Below are 18,522 nucleotides of genomic sequence, written 5' to 3'. Positions count from 1 at the left end.
TATAATAAAAACCCTCTCCTTTAAGAAGAGAGGGATATATACTCTTCTTATCTTCCAGAGCCATTTTGCTCTGCTGGACTTGGCACCGTGTTATCGCAACCGGTTGCCGGGTTTCATTGGGCCAGTTCCCTCCACCTCTCTTGATAAGAATCTATTTTTTTAGAATTACGAAAAATGAGCAAATTACAGCGTGCAAAATTCGTGTAGACGTTCACTCTTATTCCGCTTGGCTTTCATGGACAACCATCTCGTTGGTGCTCTGCTTCTTGTCGGTTCAGCTTAAAATCGGTCCCCAATTCATCTATCTTTTCTGAATATTTTAACGCTGTTTATTATACTTGTCAATTCCTTTTCATCTAAAAGCAAATCGCCAATCATTAGCAAACACGTCGGTATGGCTTGGCTAAGTGAAGCAAGGACTCAAGCAATAGCATATGCCGGAAACTTCCCGAAATATGCACTTCTTGCAGACGAATTAGCTGCTGTAATTTCATCCTTCCGCTTAATAGTGATTCCAATGCCTCTTTTGACCCGCGCACCGTTAATACCCGCCGTTCGTCTACTTCCACTTTGGGGCTGATTCGATGTTTTGAAATCACTACGACTGCTGTTCCCGTTTCGGACTCAAAGCGAACGTACAATTCTTCCTCCGGTAAAATCGGCAATAGATGATTTAATGTTTTCATTCGTTCGGCAAGCTGTTTGACTAGTTCACGCATATCCAATTTCCCCTCCTCCTCCGTTACTGCTGTTTCATTTATTTCCATATCTAGCGAGAAGAATCCTTTACAAAAATCTCGACAAATCATCCGGAAAACAAGCAAAGTTCTTATCATTTCCCAAGAAATATGTCAAATGCAGTCAAAATAACGGATGTTTGCAACATGGATAGCTGAGGAGGGGATCGTCGCCCTTAGTCTGTCTTTCGGTTCGTACAAAACCGATTATCGTTTGGTAACATCTCTTTGATCGTTTCATATAAATAAGGAACAGAATGAAACGCATACCACTTTTTAACGATATTGCCGTCCTGAAATAAAAGAAGGCATGGAACGCTTTCGATTTTCCATGCAACCGCTCGCTCTGGCATATAATTAATATCCGTCTGGTAAAAAGGAAGAAACGGAAACAATTCCTCGACTACTTCCAGCATTCGTTTGGCAAGCTGACAAGTGCCGCACATCGGTGTATATAAATAAAGGCAAACAATCTCTTCGTTGCCAATGGCCTCATCAATTTCAAACGGCTCTATTTTTTTCATTGCCTATTCACCTTTTCGATAAATAGTTCATATGCACATCAAAATTCGCACGCAATAATACTTGTGCAATATGCCAATTTGGCGCTGCTGCTACTTCGCGGTAGGCACGGTCGATATAAATATGCTCCGCTTCTGGAAATTCGCGGCGAAACTGCTTACGTAATTTTTCGCCCGCTTCATCGGCATCGACTAATACATAAACGTCTTTATAATAAAGCTCGTCAATCAGCTCCTCCAGCCTAGCATCGCTAATCGTCCCGTTCGTGCAAATAATTTCCACCTGTTCATTTAGAATATTGGCGATTTTTTGTTTGTCAGAGCGTCCTTCGACAATAATCACTTTTTCGCTTTCCGTCATAAACAATCACCTAAAAGTAAATGTCGTTGTACTATTATTTATATGATAACGCTAGCCTTGATTTCCGCCGCAGAAACAGGCAGGGCAAGCGCTGCTTCATAAACCGTATCTTATAAAAACAAGAAGAAAGCAACGGCATCACACCGCTGCTTTTAGCACCAACCAGCCCCACCGTCGCAATCGACATACTTTTGATCTGGTTCAACGGTGACGGTCATTTTCTTATTGATCCATTTTGCTGTGCATACCCACAGCAAATGGCTTACTTGCGAAAGGGGAAGATGGCCTATTTGCTCATTCCCCTCATATAGCTGAATGGAATCGCCATTGATTTTGCCTGTCACGCGATCAATGACGTTGACTTGTTTTGCTTCTAATGTGATAGAAGCACCCCTTTTTGTCCATTCAGTTATGTATAGGGTGCCCATCCCTTTAATGATTCATTGCAGGAAAGTTTAACCTTCTTTTATCATTTCTTCATATTGTTCGGCCGTCAGTAAATTATCGATCTCGCTCATATCTTTTGGCTCGACGACAATCATCCATGCTTTTTCGTATGGGGACTCATTTACATATTCGGGGTTATCGTTTAATTCTTCATTGACTTCAACGACTTTGCCGCTGACCGGCGCGTAAAGCTCAGACACCGTTTTGACCGATTCCACGCTGCCAAATGGTTCATTGGCGGTAAGTTCCGTTCCTACTTCCGGAAGTTCGACAAACACGATATCTCCTAGCTCTGATTGCGCGAAATCCGTAATACCGATGCGTACTTTGTCTCCTTCTACACGCACCCATTCATGCTCTTCTGAATAGCGTAATTCCTTTGGCGTATTCATGTTCGTATCCCTCCATATTGACAAAATATGCTCTTTTTCATCATAACCGATTTTACCAAAAAACTCACTGAATTCGTCTTATTTGTTGAAAAATTTTTCATATTGCTCCTCTTGAAAACCTACGAGGACACGAGTTCCATCGGTTAAAATCGGCCGTTTGATCAGCATGCCGTCCGAGGCAAGGATTTCAAGAAGCTCTTCCTCGGAAGCGGTATTCACTTTTTCTTTTAACCCTAACTGCCGATATTTCATACCGCTTGTATTAAAAAATTTTTTCAACGGCAGCCCGCTTTTGCGATAAAGCTCCGTCAATTCCTCTTTTTTCGGTGGATTTTCGACGATATGCACGGCTTGTACGTCGATTCCATGTTCGTCAAGCCATTTTTTTGCTTTTCGGCACGTGCTGCATTTTGGATACCAATAAAACGTTAACGCCATTTTCACCCATCCTTTATAAGCAAAGTACCAGGACAAGTCCTGGTACTTTCCATTATTACACAATATAACGTTCTGCTTCAATGAGCGCGGCCGCGGCTTCGCGTTTTTTCGCAATGATGTTGATTGGCATGTAGCGTGTCAACTTCCGCAAAGCGGACAGCATCATGCGCAATGCGTCGCCTTCTTCCACGGCAATGAGCGTTTCTTTGGCATGGGCTTCGATTTCATTAAACGCTTCTTGGCAGAAGATTTGCGTATAAAGGATTTTTTGTTTGTTTTTCTCTTCGCCGGAGTTTTTGATCGCTTTTTCCGTGCGAAGCAGCGCCGATTCCATCGCGTAAATATTGGCAACAATATCGGCAATATTGACTAAAATTTCTTGCTGTTCTTCGAGTTTCGGGCCGAATTTTTGCGCTGCCAATCCTGCCGTCATAAGCGCGATTTTTTTCGCGTTACGCACTAAATATTTTTCTTGCTCAAGCACGCCGTCACCGACTTCCTCCGGCGCGAGCATCATTAATTCTTCTTGCAGCTGTTGCGCTTTTTGCAAAAGCGGCAACTCGCCTTTCATCGCTTTTTTCAAATACATTCCTGGAACGAGCAGGCGGTTGATTTCATTTGTCCCTTCGAAAATGCGGTTAATGCGGGAATCGCGATATGCGCGTTCAATTTCATATTCTTGCATAAATCCGTAGCCGCCATGGATTTGTACGCCTTCGTCCACGATGTAATCCAATGTTTCCGTCGCAAAGAATTTATTCAACGAACATTCAATTGCATATTCGGCAATCGATTTGGCGATTTCTTTTCCGTCTTTTGCTTTTTCTTCATCCAAAAGGCCCATCCGCTCCTCAAATAGACCGACTGTACGATAAACGGAGCTTTCGGTTGCGTACAAGCGGGAAGCCATCGTCGCGAACTTTTCTTGCGTTAACGTAAATTGCGAAATTGGCCGTTTAAATTGCTGGCGCTGATTTGCGTATTGAAGCGTAATTTCAAGTGCCCGTTTTGCGCCGCCAACCGCGCCGACGCCAAGTTTATAACGTCCGATATTGAGAATGTTAAACGCAATCACATGTCCTTTGCCGACTTCGCCAAGCAAGTTTTCTTTCGGAACAGGCACATCTTGTAAAATCAACGTCCGTGTTGACGAGCTTTTAATTCCCATTTTCTTTTCTTCCGCACCGGTCGATACGCCCGGGAAGTCCCGTTCCACGATGAATGCAGAGAAATGCTCGCCGTCTACTTTCGCATATACGACAAAGATATCCGCAAATCCGGCGTTCGTAATCCATTGTTTTTCCCCGTTTAAAATATAATGGGTGCCTTCGGCGTTTAATTTCGCCGTCGTTTTTGCTCCTAATGCGTCGGAACCAGAACCAGGTTCTGTCAGCGCATAGGCGGCGATTTTTTCACCCGTCGCAAGCGCCGGCAAGTATTTTTGCTTTTGTTCTTCCGTTCCGAACAAAACGATTGGAAGCGACCCGATTCCGACATGGGCACCATGGGAAATCGAGAAACCGCCAGCGCGTGCCATTTTTTCCGCAATTAACGCGGAGCTGATTTTATCCAGGCCTAATCCGCCGTACTCTTCCGGAATGTCAGCGCTAAGCAATCCGAGCTCGCCCGCTTTTCTTAATAGTTTCACAGAGCGGTCAAATTCGTGATTTTCTAAATGCTCAAGTTGCGGAAGCACCTCATTGACGACGTAATCTTCCGTCGTTTTCGCAATCATTTTGTGCTCATCGGTAAAATCCTCCGGTGTAAACACGCGTTCGCAAGGAATATCTTCGACAAGGAAGCTGCCACCTTTAATCGCATTTTCCAATGTTTTTGCCATTTTTGTACTCCTCCCCTTTGATTTTATATCGTCGGGCGACGAACTACGCCGCCCGCTAGATCCGATTAGATTAATTCAAATACTCCCGCTGCACCCATACCGCCGCCAATACACATCGTCACGATGCCAAATTGCACGTTGCGGCGGCGCATTTCATAAAGCAGGGACAGGGTCAGTTTGGCTCCCGTGCAACCGAGCGGATGGCCTAGCGCAATCGCCCCACCGTTGACGTTGACTTTGTCTTCATCCAATCCAAGCTCACGAATGACTTGGATCGATTGCGAAGCAAACGCTTCGTTCAGCTCGATTAATCCGATATCGGAAAGCTCCAAGCCAGCTAGTTTCAACGCTTTCGGAATCGCCGCCACCGGACCGATTCCCATTACTTCCGGCGGCACTCCGGCAACGGCAAACGAACGGAATTTTCCGAGCGGTTTTAAGCCGAGCGATTCTGCTTTTTCGCGGTCCATCACCATCACCGCCGCCGCGCCATCGCTCATTTGCGACGCATTTCCGGCCGTTACCGTTCCATTAATGGAAAATGCCGGACGAAGCTTGGCCAGCGTTTCCATATTCGTATCCGGACGGACCCCTTCGTCCTCTTCAAAAAGAATCGTTTTTTCGACTAGTTTGTTGTTTTCAATTTTTCTCACGGTCACTTCGACGGGTACAATTTCCTCTTTAAACTTGCCTTCGCGAATCGCTTTGGCTGCGCGCTGATGGCTACGCACCGCAAACGCATCCTGGTCTTCGCGGCTGACACCATATTTCATCGCTACTTGCTCCGCCGTATGCCCCATCGACATGTAATATTCTGGCGCTTCTTCAGCCAGCTTGGCGTTTGGGCGAATGACATGGCCCATCATCGGCACCAAGCTCATCGATTCGACTCCGCCGGCAATCACCGTGTCGGAATGGCCAAGCATGACGCGCTCTGCCGCATACGCGATTGCTTGCAGTCCAGAAGAACAATAACGATTAATCGTAATCGCCGGAACCGTATATGGAAGCCCGGCAAGCGCTCCGATGTTCCGCGCAATGTTCAAACCTTGCTCCGCTTCCGGCATCGCGCAACCAATAATTAAGTCATCGATATTTCCTTCATAATTTCCTGCGCGTTTCAACGTTTCTTTCACAACGAGCGCTCCTAAATCATCCGGCCGTACATGGGCAAGCGTACCTTTTTTCGCTTTTCCGACCGGTGTGCGCGCTCCAGCTACAATCACCGCTTCTCTCACGATCTTCCCCCCCTATTTTTCTCAAGCGTTTATTTCCAAGCCCTCAGCATTAATTGCGGAGCGGTTTCCCTTTCACAAGCATATGCTGCATTCTCGCTTGTGTTTTCGGCTCGCCGATCAAGCTTAAAAACGCTTCCCGCTCTAAATCGAGCAAGTATTGTTCGTCTACTTCCGTTCCGTACGGAACTTTTCCGCCGGCAATGACATAGGCGAGTTTTTTCGCAATTTTCAAATCATGCTCGCTAATATAGCCGGAATGGAACATCGATTGCGCTCCTAAGAGCATAGTCGCATATCCCGTTTCTCCGACGACCGGCACCTTTTTGCGCACCGGCGGACGATAGCCTTGGTCATACAAGGAAATGACCGCTTGTTTCGCTTCATAAATCAAATGGTCGCTGTTCATCGTAATGCTATCGCGCTGATTCAGAAAGTTTAGTTCACGCGCTTCTGCCGCCGAACCGGATACTTTTGCCATCGCAATCGTTTCAAATACTTTATTGGCGATTTTTTGCAAATCGAAATCAATGCCGTTCGGCAGGCTGTTTAAATGTTTAATATACAGCTCTTTATTTCCTCCGCCACCAGGAATGAGGCCGACACCGACTTCCACCAGCCCCATATACGTTTCTGCTGCCGCTTGAATGTGTGCAGTGGCAAGACATACTTCCGTACCGCCGCCGAGCGTCATCGCGAACGGCGCTGCCACAACTGGCTTCGGGCTGTATTTAATGTTCATCATCGCTTGCTGAAACTGGCGGACAGCAAGCTCAAGTTCAAAGTAGTTCTCATCTTGCGCTTCCATCAGCATCATCGCGAGATTAGCACCGACGCAGAAGTTTTTGCCTTGGTTGCCGATGACAAGCCCTTTATAATTACGATCCACTTCTTCCAACGCATAATTAATCATTTGTACGATATCCGTGCCGATTGCGTTGTTTGGCGAATGGAACTCTAGTAAGGCGACGTCATCGCCAAGATCGATCAAGCTGGCGCCGCTGTTTTTCTTAATGACGTCTTTTTGCTCTTTTATGCGCTTAATGTGAATGGCTTTTGGATTCTCTTCAATAGGTTTATACTCTCCCCGGTCATAATAGAACACTTGCCCTTTTTCCGATTGATAAAAAGATGTAAATCCGTTGGCAAGCATATCGGTTACCCATGATGGAATTTCCATGCCTTCAGCTTGCATTTTGCGAACGGAAGGCTCAACGCCAATCGCATCCCACATTTCAAATGGCCCAAGCTCCCAGCCGAACCCCCATTTCATCGCCCGGTCGATGGCTACGATGTCATCGGCAATTTCACCGAGCAATTTTGCCGAGTAAAGCAGAGCTGGAGCGGTGATTTTCCAGAGGAACGTTCCAGCGCGGTCATCGGCATATACAAGCGCTTTCAACTTATTGGCTAGTCCTTTCGCTTGCTTGCTCATTTCCACCGCTGGAGTCGTTAATTTTTTGCGCGGTTCATATTCCAACGTTTCATAATTCAGCTCGAAAATCTCTTTTCCTTGTTTGACAAAAAAGCCTTGTCCGGATTTGCTGCCAAGCCAGCCTTTTTCCAGCATTGCTTTCATAAAGTCCGGAACGCGGAACGCTTCTTTTTCTTCTCCCTCGACTTTTTCGAAAACGTTGTTGGCAACATGAATAAACGTATCCAAGCCAACGACATCGAGCGTGCGGAATGTCGCGCTTTTTGGCCGACCGATGAGCGGTCCGGTAAGCGAATCCACTTCCCCGACGCTATACCCGCCTTTCATCATTTCTCTGACCGTAACTAATAAGCCGTAGGTGCCGATACGGTTGGCAATGAAGTTTGGCGTATCTTTCGCCATGACCACGCCTTTGCCGAGCACTTCTTCGCCAAACATCTTCATGTAAGAAACGACTTCCGGATCGGTATCTTTTGTCGGAATAATTTCTAACAGTTTCAAATAGCGCGGCGGGTTAAAGAAATGCGTTCCTAAAAAATGTTTTTTAAAGTCTTCCGAACGTCCTTCCGCCATCGCCTCAATGGAAATGCCGGAAGTGTTCGAGCTGACGATCGTTCCCGGTTTTCTTACTTCGTCCACTCTCGCAAACACGCTTTTTTTAACGTCTAAATTTTCAACTACGACTTCGATAATCCAGTCTGCTTCGGCGAGGCGGTGGAAATCATCTTCAAAGTTGCCGACTTCAATCAGCGATAAATTCGCCTTGGACATAAGCGGAGCCGGCTTTTGTTTCAACAGCTTTTGCAGCGCCTGATTGACAAGGCGGTTGCGGACTTCTTTATGTTCGAGCGTTAACCCTTTCGCTTCCTCTTCTTTCGTCAATTCACGCGGCACGATATCGAGAAGCAATGTCGGTATGCCTACGTTCGCCAAATGAGCTGCGATTCCTGAGCCCATTACGCCGGACCCGAGTACCGCAGCGCGTCGAATGCGTTTCACCATTCCTTTTCCCCCTTACCTATATTGAATGAATCATCATTCATTTTATTGTGAAAAAAAATACGCCATGAAAAAGTTTCCTATATTAAATATAAAATATGTTAATAATTTTCGCAATATATAAACTTAACAATTTTTTTCATTTATCATAACTTCTTTTTTGGTGACGCTATAAAAAGGGGGTGATACGATGGCAAAAATGAAAAAAAATCCTTCACAGCGCGGAATTAGCGCGGCAAGCGTCAAGGGCAACGCTGGTCCGACGGTGGAAAAGGACGGCGGCGGCAAACGCACGAGCCAAAATCAGCAATATAAACGGCATAATATGCAAGGAGAATAATCTTCTCGATACAGCGAAAAACGCATCACGGACTGAAACATACCGTGATGCGTTTCGCCTTTTCTTCAGACAAGTTGGAGCGACGTAACTTTACACAGTTCTTCTTTTGGGCCATTTCAGACAGTCTATTTGCGGAAAATGCCTTTTAGCACAAAGGCAACGTTGGCCGGCCGCTCGGCGAGGCGGCGCATAAAGTAGCCGTACCAGTCCGTGCCGTACGGAACGTAAACGCGCATCGTATATCCTTCACGCACAAGCTGTTCTTGCCGCTCTGGACGAATTCCGTATAACATTTGGAATTCAAACTGGCTATTAGGAATGTTATATTCTTTGACAAGCTGCTTCGTGTATTCAATGATGGCGTCGTCATGGGTCGCCACTGCCGTATAGTTACCATTTAATAAATGCATTTTAATGATTTTTTTAAAGTTTTCATCGACGTCTTTTTTGTCCGGAAACGCCACTTCTGGCGATTCTTTATATGCCCCTTTGACAAGGCGCAAATTCGGATGGTAATCTTTTAAATCTTCAATATCGTCTGCCGTACGGTATAGGTATGCTTGCAATACCGTTCCGACATTATCATATTCTGTTTTCAACTGTTTAAAAATATCGAGCGTTTTCTGGCATCTTGAGTAATCTTCCATATCAATCGTAACAAACACGCCGTGTTGTTTTGCCGTATCCAAAATGCGCCGCATATTGCGCATCACAAGCTCGTCCGAGATATCCAAACCCATCGATGTCATTTTTAGCGACAGCTGTGAATTCAGCTTTTCTCTCCCGATCGCCTTAATCGCCTCAAGGCAGTGGTTCGCCATTTCGTTTGCTTCTTGCTCATTGTCCACAAATTCTCCTAAGTAGTCGACCGTCACAGCCAACCCTTTTTTATTTAATTGTTTAATCACTTCGACAGCCTGTTCGATCGTTTCTCCTGCAACAAACCGGGAGGCACCAAAGCGAAGACCATATTTTTTCGCCAATTTGGTTAATGTCTTATTTTTCGATAAAAACAAAAAAAAGTCGCGCATCAACTGCTCCATCATTGTACCCCCTTATTCCGTAAACGCATTCATATTTTTATTGTAACATGTTTTCTTATTGTTGAATATCTTTTTCGACAAAATTCTCGCTGTGTATAGTTTTCCACAAAATGAACAATCTACAACTGAAACATTCATTTTAGAAAGGAGCATTATGTATGCAACAACAAATGAACATGCAACAGCAAAACGTTATGCCACAGCCGCCGCAAATGGTCTCAGCAAAGGACGCGATGTATTTTACCGACATGATGTCTTGGAACTTACTCGCCATGAAAAAAGCACATTTTTTTGCATCGCAATGCCAAGACAAAGAAGTGGCACAAGCGCTTGAAAAAGCAGGACAAATGCACCAACGTCACTATCAAAAAATTTTAAGCCACCTACAAAATCCAAGCCAGCCTAAAATGACAATGCAATAACAATCGGGAGGAATGATCATGAACCAAAACCAAATTCAAAATCCAGAAACGCAAGTGCCAAAAACACCGCAAATGAATGACCGCGACTTTCTTAACGATATGTTAACAACAGAAAAATATATGACATCGGCTTATAGTATATTTTTGCACGAAGCAAGCCATCAACAATTATATCAAGATATGATGAATATTTTTACAGAGACGCAAAATTGCCAACGTGAATTATACAACTTAATGTTCAAAAAAGGCTGGTACAAACTTGAAGCTGCCGATCCACAAAAACTGCAGCAATCATATCAGCAATTCCAAGGATACACCAATCAATTCCCATATCAAAATATCGTTCAGTAATACTAGGTTCGCCTTTAGGCAACAAAAAAGCCATGATCGCAAACAAAGACCTCTCAACATCTAAAAATGCTTCATGAAACCATGGTCGTTATACACCGATCCGATGGCATAAAATCATATTGCTTTTTTTTCGTTACAAGCGTCCCGCATGCTACAGGGGACGCTTTTTGTTAAAACCAAAACACGCCATACGGATAATACGGAGGATATGGATAATACGGTCTTGGACGGAAGAAAAGCGGAAATGCTAGCGCACTACCGAGCAATCCGCCTAGAAAACCGCCTAACAACGGACCGCCGAAAAATACTGGTGGATATACCATCACGATTCCCCCTTTGCAAAATAAAACTGGACACCAATATGTTATGTTAATGCAGGACAAAAAGAGCAGGGAAGACGCCCACTCTTTCATAAACTTTTAATTCTAATCGTTGCTTAAGCATAAAGCCTGCCATGCAACCGGCAGGCTCAAGCAATGTTTATTACTAATAAGGGAATCCGTAACCGCCATAACCACCATAACCGCCATAACCACCATAACCGCCATAACCACCATAACCGCCATAACCACCATAGAACGGGCCTGTTAGCGCGCCACCCAACAACCCGCCTAAAAGACCGCCAAAGAACGGGCTGCCAAAACCGCCAAAGAACGGGCTGCCAAAACCGCCAAAGAACGGGCCGCCAAAACCACCAAAGAATGGACGGCCAAAGCCACCAAAGAATGGACGACCAAAACCACCAAAGAATGGACGTCCAAAGCCCCATATTCTTGTATCTTGTAAGTTTATATCATTCATGTTTATCTCTCCTTTGCTGATCGTTTTGTTTCTTCCCTTTCAACATATGTAGGACAAACGCCAAGGGCATGGGCGATTGACCGTTTGGGCCAAAAAATAGGCTGCCTAGGCTCGCTAGGCAGCAGTTGAAACAATTATCGAACGACTTTGGCCATTTCCGCGATCGAATCGAAGAGGATATGGACCGCTGTTTCCATCTGATCCTCTGTCATCGCTAACACAGGAATGAACGTGATCACCGGGCCGAGCGGACGAACGATTAATCCTCGCTTTCGAGCTTCTAGAATAATACGATGTTCGATCATTTCGGAGCGCGGAAAAATTTGTTTCGTGTTTCGATCTTGAACAATTTCAATTCCTACCATTAATCCTTTTTGACGAATATCCCCAACGATTGGAATTTCATAAAGCATCTCTAGCTTCTTTGCCAACATTTCTGCTTTTTTCTTTACGTTTTCGACAAGATGCCGTTTTTCGATGAGCTCAATATTTTTTAAAGCGACAGAACAAGATAATTGGTTCCCTGTATATGTATGCCCGTGATAAAACGTCTTATCTTCATCAACGTCTCCTAAAAACGCGGCATAGACATCTTCTGTTGTCAATGTGGCGGCTAAAGGGAGATACCCTCCGGTAATGCCTTTTCCTAAGCAAACAATATCCGGATGGACATCCTCTTGCTCGCACGCAAACAGCGTTCCCGTTCTTCCAAACCCAACGGCGACCTCATCACAAATAAGCAGCACGCCATATTGCCGGCAAAGTGTTTCAACGCCTTTTAAAAATCCTTTTGGATGTGTAATGATGCCCGCAGCCCCTTGAACGAGCGGCTCCACGATCACGCCGGCAATTTCCTCATGGTGTCGAGCCAGCACATCTTCAAGCTGTTGTAAACAATAGCTGACAATCTCCTCTTCATCGCCATATTCGTCCATGCGATACACATACGGAGAAGGAACTTCGATTCGTTCAAACAACAGCGGCTTAAAAATGCGATGGAATAAGTCCATTCCACCGACACTCACAGCGCCAACCGTATCACCATGATACGCTTCCTTTAAAGAAACAAATTTATTTTTTGCCGCATATTTAACAGGATCGATGTTTTTCCAATATTGGTACGCCATTTTTAACGCAATTTCCACCGCGGCAGCCCCCGTGTCGGAATAAAACACTTTCGAAAGCCCCGGCCAAAGCTCAACCAGCTTTTTCGCTAATAAAATCGACGGCACATTGGCCGACCCAAGCAATGTCGAATGCGCGATCGTTTCGATTTGCATGTGCAACGCTTCATTTAGTTCAGGATCATTATGGCCGTGGACGTTTACCCATAATGATGCATATCCGTCCAAATATTTGTTTCCATTGACGTCAAATAAGTAGCTTCCGTTCCCTCGCTCAATAATCAGCGGATGTTCTTGCACATATGTTTTCATTTGCGTAAACGGATGCCACACATACTCTTTATCCCATTGTTCTAATTGTTCATAACTATACTTCAACGGACAGCACCTCCTGTAACAACTGTTTTTGCTCGTTATTCTCCAGCCAACGTTCCGCCAATGCCATCATCGTATGCTTCGTCACCTTTGCAAGGGATGGCAGTGTGGCGATGACCGGCAAACCTAACATTTTTTGTATTGTTTCAATATTATTCACATGAATGATGTTTTCGGCATCAAATTGATTAAAAATCAATCCAAGAACACGAATGCCTTGTTGCTGTGCGTAAGATACGGTTGTCACCGTATGATGAATCGCACCAAGTCCTGCTAAGGAAACGATAATAATTGGAAGGTTGTATTCTCGAATCAAATCGTTCGTCATATAAAACCCTTGTTCCTTCTCTATTAACGGGACAGCTAAACCTCCCGCCCCCTCAACAAGAACGATGTCGTATTGACGTTTCCATTGTTCGATTTTTTCCGCTATCAATGCCGGGTCAATAGTGGTATTCGTCAATGTTGCTGCCAAATGTGGCGAAACGGCGGGTTCCATATAATATAGCCCTTCTGATTGCGGCAGTCCAGCGACCTTCTCATACCAATATTGATCGGCAAACGAAACTCCATCTTCTGCTAAGCCTGTTTGAATTGGCTTAAATATTTTGGTATTCAACCCTAATTTTTGGAAAACAAAAGCAAGAAAAGAGGTTGCCACCGTCTTGCCAATCTCTGTTCCTGTTCCGGTGATAAATATTGCTTTTCCCATCAAGATACCACCTCCTGCTTGCTAATGACGACGTGGATACGCGGCAATATACGTGCAACAAGCACGGAACAAACCGCACATAACAGTAGATCGCCCGGCACAGGAAGCACAAAGCCAAACCATAACGTTTGTCCAATGGTAAGCGGCTTTTCCATGATCCATTTCATCGCCATGTACAACCAGGCACACCCAATGCAATAAACAACCAAAAGAGTAGATAAATTCGCTAGAAAAATAGTCACCGCCCTGCGAAATTGAAAGATTTGCATCATCCACCCGTTGACATAGGCCCCCACAACAAAGCCGATCAAATAACCAAACGTCGGCTTCAACACATAGCTAGGTCCTCCGCCTTCCGCGAAAACAGGCGCTCCTGCAAGACCGATAAGCACATAGACAAGCTGGCTAAGCATCCCTAGCTTCGGCCCTAATAAACATCCCGCCAAATAAACGGAAGCGATTTGCAATGTAAACGGCACATATGGAATCGGAATTTTGATAAACCCGCCAATGGCCGTAAGCGCCGCAAACAGCGCCGCTAACAAAAGCGATTTCGTTTTCATCTCTCTCCCTCCAATCCCATATTTTTTCTCTTATTTTGCCTGACAATCTATTAAATGTCAACCTTGTTTTATATATAGGTTAACATATAGGTGTTTTTTCCTATAAATAAATCAAAATCGCAGTAATAGGAAGGATTGAAAAAATAAAACGGCTAATCCTAGCCGTCTAAGTGATATTATAAATTCCTTTTTCTACTTCTTTTATCATTTCAACCACGCCAGAAACTTTGCTTGTCTTCTTTATGACTCCAGTGCCATTGATCCCTATTCCCTTACTTATGTTGGATCATCTTCATCCCACATTGACAAAGAATCGAATGTTTCAACCGGCGAATCGGCTGATGACATTGTTCGCAAATGATGGGTTTACGCATGTTTATGCTCTCCTTTTCACTGCTATGAAATGATTATTGTCATCATTTATTATACATATTATTTATAAATAGTAAATATTAAATAATAATAATTTTAATTTTATAAAGCACATTAATTGGATAGAAATGGTGGTGATGTTATAATGGAAATGTAGAAATATTCTAATAAAAAAGGAGGAGAAATCAATGTATGATATTGCCATTATCGGAGCTGGACCTGCAGGGGCTAGCGCGGCTATTTTTACGGCGAAAGCGGGAAAAAAGACGTTATTAATTGACAACGACAAAAGCATAACAAAACGCGCTTGGATCGAAAATCACTATGGGGTTATGGAAATAACAGGTCCGGATTTAGTGGAAACAGGAAAAAAACAAGCGGTCAAATTTGGAGCAGAACTTGTGAATGATCAAGTCGTCAACATCGAAAAATCAGAAACGGGCTTTCAAATAGAAACCGAAAATCAAACATTTGAAGCGAAACATGTTATTTTAGCAACTGGCGTAGCAACCGACCTCGCTGAAAAAATTGGAGTGAAAACAAAACCAGGAACAGAGCCGCGTATTAAAACAGTTATCGACGTGGATGCCGCTGGACGCACCAACATCGAAGGAATTTGGGCAGCCGGAACAGTAGCTGGCGTCAGCGTACATACGATCATCACCGCTGGCGATGGAGCGAAAGTGGCCATTAACGTCATTAGCGAATTAAACGGCGAACGTTATGTCGATCACGATGTATTAAAATAAAAAGCTGCCCACAAATGTGGGCAGTTCTTCTATTATTCCGTCGCGATGCTTCGATACTTCCCTTCGAAGAATAATAACGGATCTCCTGCTTCGTCTTTCATCAAGATGTCCGTCACTTCGCCAAAGTACAGCGTATGATCTCCCGCTACATAGGAGCTATGCACATTACATAAAATATTAGCTAAGGCATCAGGCAAAATCGGATGTCCATTTACCCATTGGAAATCTACTTTTCTCTCTTCTTTTAGTTGTCCGGCAAACAGGCGGGAAAGATCTTCTTGCTCTCTCGCCAAAATGTTGACGGCAAATTTGCCCGTTTGCTTGACAATCGGATTCATCCGCGCCTTTTCCCCGATGGAAACGACTACTAACTTTGGATTTAAGGAAACAGACATAAAGGCGTTGGCCGTCATTCCTTTTACTTCTCCTTGAAACTCTGTCGTTATAACCGTAACACCTGTCGCGAATTTCCCCATCGCATTGCGAAATGTACGATCGTCCATTTTTTCACTTCCTTTATCTTCATTATTATGAAACTGAATAAACGATAAATGACATGATATGGCAAGCACCAATGGAATTGTTCTTCCACAACATAATATTAACACTAATTCGATCTGTTTTGTAAAAATAATTCTAATATATCAAAAAATTCACTGCGTAACGGATTGCTCACCTGCGCCTATTTAGCGACGTTATATTCCTGTTTGTTTTGCATGCCTAAATAAGCTTTTTTCACTCGTTCATCGTCGAGCAGTTCGGCCGCTTTTCCTTGCATCACGATTTCGCCGCGGTCAAGCACACAAGCATAGTCGGCAATTTGCAACGCCGCGCGGACGTTTTGTTCCACCAACAAAATGGTAGTGCTAAACTGATCGCGCAATTGTTTTAATAGTTTCATCATCTCTTTAACAATCAGGGGAGCGAGGCCTAAAGACGGTTCATCCAACATCAGCAATTTTGGTTTCGCCATTAATCCCCGTCCGATGGCAAGCATTTGCTGTTCTCCGCCGCTTAGCAATCCGCCCGGCCGGTCTAGCATCGTTTTTAGCTTCGGAAAAACTTCAAGCACATGTTCATAATCTCTCATCACTTGTTGGAAATCGCTGCGATATCGATGATACGCACCGAGCAGTAAATTGTCTTTGACGGATAAATCGTCAAAGATTTGCCGGCGCTCCGGGACAAGACAAATCCCTCTTTTCACAATTTGCTCGACTTTTCCATAAGGGAGTGGTTCATTTTCAAAAATAATTTCTCCTGCTTTTGGCGAATATACTCCTGCAATCGTTCCTAACAACGTGCTCTTTCCTGCTCCGTTCGCTCCTACAATCGCCACTATTTCGCCTTTGGCGATCTGCAAGTGAATTCCCTTTAGCACATGCAAATGACCATGGTATACATGTAAATGATTCAACGTCAGCAAGATGCCACCTCCTCTTCGCCCAAATACGCTTTAATGACATCCGGATGTTGGGAAATTTCCTCCGGGCATCCCTCCGCTATTTTCTTTCCATAGTCTAATACAATGATACGGTCGGCAATCGCCATCACTGTTTCCATATCGTGTTCAACGAAGAGAAAGGTCATACCGTTGTTTCTCATCGTTAATAAAACATCCACTAACTTTTTAGACTCTTGCGGGTTTAATCCCGCCATCGGTTCATCTAACAAAATAAGGGAAGGTTGAGAGGCAGCTGCTCTGGCAATTTCCACTAACCGCTGCGTTCCGTACGGCAATATATCCGCTTTTTCAAAGGCAAGATGGGTGATGCCAACTTGTTCAAGGCAAGCCAACGCCTGTTCAAACGCTTGCTTTTCTTCTTTAAACACCTGTGGCAAACGAAACCCAGCGCTAAATATTCCTGTTTTCAGACGCGGATGCAGTCCGACCATCACATTTTCAATAACGGTCATGTTCGTAAACACCTGGAGATTTTGAAACGTTCGCGTTATGCCTAACGCCGCAAGCTGATATGGCTTTTTACCGGTGACGGGCATCCCTTTGAAAAGAACGGAACCGCTTGTTGGTGGAAGAATGCCGGTAATAATGTTAAACAACGTAGTTTTGCCCGCCCCGTTCGGCCCGATGATTGCAACGATTTCTTGATTATGGACGCGAAAGGACACATTTTGTACCGCATGAACTCCACCAAACGATTTCGACAATTGATCGATTTCTAACAATACATTTTTTTTCATAAACGCTCGCCTCCCACCGAGCCGGCATTTTCATGTTCCGTCACCAGCATCGGCTTCTTTTTGCGTCTCCATGTTGACGATATTCGTTTTATCACTCTTGGTATAGAATGGGATAACCCATTTGGCATGTAAATAAGAATGATCACAAGCAACAAGCCGAAAAAGACAATCTCAAATTCGCCGCCTGCATTGGGAATAAACATTGGAACCATTTCCTTCAGCAACTCCCCCAAACATACATACACTGCTGCGCCGATCAGACCGCCCCAGACGCTCCCGGTCCCGCCGATGACAACCATAATTAAAAAATAAATAGATGGAACAATTCCAAATAGATCGGGGTTAATAAATGTAACATAATGTGCATATAAACTGCCGGCAACAGACGCGTAAACAGCGCTAATCATAAAGATTTGCAGCTTATATTTTGTAATGTTCACCCCTAGCGAATTGGCCGCTACCTCGCTTCCATGAATCGATAGCAGCGCTCTTCCTACCCTCGAGCGAACGATATTACGGGCAAAAAGAATGCCAATTAAAGCGAAAATCCATACAAGGTAATAAAACTGAAAATCTGCTTGCAAAGGAAATCCAAATAGCTGGATAGGCGGAATGCCAAAAAATCCGTTTAATCCCCCTGTAATACCTTTCCATTCTTTAAAAAAAGTAAATACAATAACGCCAAACCCTAACGTAGCTAACGCTAAATAATGTTCGCGCAGCCGGAAAGCAGGGATGCCGACAATAAACGCCACTATCGCCGCGATGGCCGCTCCTGCCGCCATGGCAAGCCACGGCGAAACACCTGCATGCGCTGTTAAATAAGCGGACGTATAAGCGCCGATTCCATAAAAAGCCGCCTGCCCTAGCGATATTTGTCCGGCATATCCCATGAGCAATGTCAGGCCAGTGCTTACAATCGTATAAAATCCGATCATAATAAGCGTGCTTAACAAATAGTTATTCGTTGAAAAGATAAGGGGAAGACCAAGCAACAGGACCGTAAACAGTAGCGGCCATTTTGCGCTTCCTGTATAAATTCTTTTTACATCTAGTCTCATAT

At 44.3% G+C, this 18,522-nt stretch carries 23 protein-coding genes and 1 riboswitch; of the genes, 4 read left to right on the top strand and 19 right to left on the bottom strand.

Annotated features, from left to right (window positions below; all coding sequences use genetic code 11):
* Window positions 1-44: 44 nt before the first annotated feature.
* Window positions 45-150, bottom strand: a riboswitch (SAM riboswitch).
* Between the two features lie 227 nt (window positions 151-377).
* The 9 genes from AC1WMD_RS10525 to AC1WMD_RS10485 form a co-directional block, all read right to left on the bottom strand.
* Entirely contained in the window at window positions 378-725 is a 348-nt protein-coding gene (locus AC1WMD_RS10525) for an SCP2 sterol-binding domain-containing protein (RefSeq protein ID WP_494257140.1), read from the bottom strand.
* 188 nt (window positions 726-913) lie between these two features.
* Complete coding sequence (locus AC1WMD_RS10520) at window positions 914-1,261, bottom strand: thioredoxin family protein (protein ID WP_494257139.1); 348 nt, start codon at window positions 1,259-1,261, stop codon at window positions 914-916.
* 7 nt (window positions 1,262-1,268) lie between these two features.
* Window positions 1,269-1,619, bottom strand: coding sequence for a toprim domain-containing protein (locus AC1WMD_RS10515; RefSeq protein ID WP_494257137.1), 351 nt, complete (start codon window positions 1,617-1,619; stop codon window positions 1,269-1,271).
* Window positions 1,620-1,771: 152 nt separating this feature from the next.
* Window positions 1,772-2,047 carry a DUF2553 family protein gene (locus tag AC1WMD_RS10510; protein ID WP_494257136.1) on the bottom strand — a complete coding sequence of 92 codons (276 nt, stop codon included), beginning with the start codon at window positions 2,045-2,047 and terminating at the stop codon, window positions 1,772-1,774.
* 27 nt (window positions 2,048-2,074) lie between these two features.
* Window positions 2,075-2,458: a glycine cleavage system protein GcvH gene (gene gcvH, locus AC1WMD_RS10505; protein WP_043905948.1), complete on the bottom strand. Its 384-nt coding sequence runs from the start codon at window positions 2,456-2,458 to the stop codon at window positions 2,075-2,077.
* A 78-nt stretch (window positions 2,459-2,536) separates the two neighbouring features.
* Window positions 2,537-2,896: an arsenate reductase family protein gene (locus AC1WMD_RS10500; RefSeq protein WP_043905949.1), complete on the bottom strand. Its 360-nt coding sequence runs from the start codon at window positions 2,894-2,896 to the stop codon at window positions 2,537-2,539.
* 55 nt (window positions 2,897-2,951) lie between these two features.
* Window positions 2,952-4,736 carry an acyl-CoA dehydrogenase FadE gene (locus AC1WMD_RS10495; RefSeq protein WP_043905950.1) on the bottom strand — a complete coding sequence of 595 codons (1,785 nt, stop codon included), beginning with the start codon at window positions 4,734-4,736 and terminating at the stop codon, window positions 2,952-2,954.
* 65 nt (window positions 4,737-4,801) lie between these two features.
* Window positions 4,802-5,974 (bottom strand): acetyl-CoA C-acetyltransferase, encoded by a 1,173-nt coding sequence (locus AC1WMD_RS10490; protein ID WP_043905951.1) that lies wholly within the window; start codon window positions 5,972-5,974, stop codon window positions 4,802-4,804.
* Between the two features lie 49 nt (window positions 5,975-6,023).
* A complete protein-coding gene (locus AC1WMD_RS10485; RefSeq protein ID WP_494257133.1) occupies window positions 6,024-8,408 on the bottom strand; it encodes a 3-hydroxyacyl-CoA dehydrogenase/enoyl-CoA hydratase family protein in 2,385 nt (794 codons plus the stop codon).
* A gap of 187 nt (window positions 8,409-8,595) precedes the next feature.
* Between AC1WMD_RS10485 and AC1WMD_RS10480 the strand changes: the two genes are divergently transcribed.
* Complete coding sequence (locus tag AC1WMD_RS10480) at window positions 8,596-8,745, top strand: YuzL family protein (protein ID WP_088124205.1); 150 nt, start codon at window positions 8,596-8,598, stop codon at window positions 8,743-8,745.
* Between the two features lie 125 nt (window positions 8,746-8,870).
* On the opposite strand, the gene AC1WMD_RS10475 is transcribed toward AC1WMD_RS10480, so the two are convergent.
* Complete coding sequence (locus tag AC1WMD_RS10475; protein WP_043905953.1) at window positions 8,871-9,788, bottom strand: proline dehydrogenase family protein; 918 nt, start codon at window positions 9,786-9,788, stop codon at window positions 8,871-8,873.
* Window positions 9,789-9,946: 158 nt separating this feature from the next.
* On the opposite strand from AC1WMD_RS10475, the gene AC1WMD_RS10470 reads away from it, so the two are divergent.
* Complete coding sequence (locus tag AC1WMD_RS10470; protein ID WP_043905954.1) at window positions 9,947-10,210, top strand: hypothetical protein; 264 nt, start codon at window positions 9,947-9,949, stop codon at window positions 10,208-10,210.
* A gap of 18 nt (window positions 10,211-10,228) precedes the next feature.
* Window positions 10,229-10,561 carry a spore coat protein gene (locus AC1WMD_RS10465; protein ID WP_043905955.1) on the top strand — a complete coding sequence of 111 codons (333 nt, stop codon included), beginning with the start codon at window positions 10,229-10,231 and terminating at the stop codon, window positions 10,559-10,561.
* Window positions 10,562-10,731: 170 nt separating this feature from the next.
* Here AC1WMD_RS10465 and ymaG (AC1WMD_RS10460) read toward each other — a convergent pair whose 3' ends face one another.
* The 5 genes from ymaG (AC1WMD_RS10460) to AC1WMD_RS10440 all read right to left on the bottom strand — a co-directional run bounded on the left by ymaG (AC1WMD_RS10460) (window position 10,732) and on the right by AC1WMD_RS10440 (window position 14,136).
* The gene (gene ymaG, locus AC1WMD_RS10460; protein WP_186003882.1) at window positions 10,732-10,884 is read right to left on the bottom strand and encodes an inner spore coat protein YmaG; all 153 of its coding nucleotides are present in this window, start codon (window positions 10,882-10,884) and stop codon (window positions 10,732-10,734) included.
* A 163-nt stretch (window positions 10,885-11,047) separates the two neighbouring features.
* Window positions 11,048-11,362 carry an inner spore coat protein YmaG gene (ymaG, locus tag AC1WMD_RS10455; protein WP_494257131.1) on the bottom strand — a complete coding sequence of 105 codons (315 nt, stop codon included), beginning with the start codon at window positions 11,360-11,362 and terminating at the stop codon, window positions 11,048-11,050.
* A gap of 134 nt (window positions 11,363-11,496) precedes the next feature.
* Complete coding sequence (gene bioA / locus AC1WMD_RS10450) at window positions 11,497-12,864, bottom strand: adenosylmethionine--8-amino-7-oxononanoate transaminase (protein WP_494257130.1); 1,368 nt, start codon at window positions 12,862-12,864, stop codon at window positions 11,497-11,499.
* The gene (gene bioD, locus AC1WMD_RS10445) at window positions 12,854-13,573 is read right to left on the bottom strand and encodes a dethiobiotin synthase (RefSeq protein WP_494257129.1); all 720 of its coding nucleotides are present in this window, start codon (window positions 13,571-13,573) and stop codon (window positions 12,854-12,856) included. The genes bioA and bioD overlap by 11 nt, the downstream gene beginning before the upstream one ends.
* Window positions 13,573-14,136 carry a biotin transporter BioY gene (locus AC1WMD_RS10440; protein WP_043905959.1) on the bottom strand — a complete coding sequence of 188 codons (564 nt, stop codon included), beginning with the start codon at window positions 14,134-14,136 and terminating at the stop codon, window positions 13,573-13,575. Before AC1WMD_RS10440 ends, bioD begins: the two co-directional genes overlap by 1 nt.
* Before the next feature lie 560 nt (window positions 14,137-14,696).
* Here AC1WMD_RS10440 and AC1WMD_RS10435 point away from each other — a divergent pair.
* Complete coding sequence (locus tag AC1WMD_RS10435; RefSeq protein WP_494257127.1) at window positions 14,697-15,257, top strand: FAD-dependent oxidoreductase; 561 nt, start codon at window positions 14,697-14,699, stop codon at window positions 15,255-15,257.
* Window positions 15,258-15,289: 32 nt separating this feature from the next.
* On the opposite strand, the gene AC1WMD_RS10430 is transcribed toward AC1WMD_RS10435, so the two are convergent.
* From AC1WMD_RS10430 to AC1WMD_RS10415, 4 genes are all read right to left on the bottom strand, one after another.
* On the bottom strand, window positions 15,290-15,760 hold the full coding sequence (locus tag AC1WMD_RS10430; protein WP_043905961.1) for a flavin reductase family protein: 471 nt from the start codon (window positions 15,758-15,760) through the stop codon (window positions 15,290-15,292).
* 179 nt (window positions 15,761-15,939) lie between these two features.
* The gene (locus tag AC1WMD_RS10425) at window positions 15,940-16,683 is read right to left on the bottom strand and encodes an ABC transporter ATP-binding protein (protein WP_043905962.1); all 744 of its coding nucleotides are present in this window, start codon (window positions 16,681-16,683) and stop codon (window positions 15,940-15,942) included.
* Window positions 16,677-17,459, bottom strand: a complete 783-nt coding sequence (locus AC1WMD_RS10420) for an ABC transporter ATP-binding protein (protein WP_494257126.1) — start codon at window positions 17,457-17,459, stop codon at window positions 16,677-16,679. The genes AC1WMD_RS10425 and AC1WMD_RS10420 overlap by 7 nt, the downstream gene beginning before the upstream one ends.
* Entirely contained in the window at window positions 17,456-18,520 is a 1,065-nt protein-coding gene (locus tag AC1WMD_RS10415; RefSeq protein ID WP_494257125.1) for a branched-chain amino acid ABC transporter permease, read from the bottom strand. The genes AC1WMD_RS10420 and AC1WMD_RS10415 overlap by 4 nt, the downstream gene beginning before the upstream one ends.
* Window positions 18,521-18,522: the final 2 nt, after the last annotated feature.

Source organism: Parageobacillus sp. NEAU-HV-2 (assembly GCF_059115485.1).
Note: the sequence above shows the minus strand (reverse complement) of the source record. Positions and strands in the feature narration are given on the sequence as shown.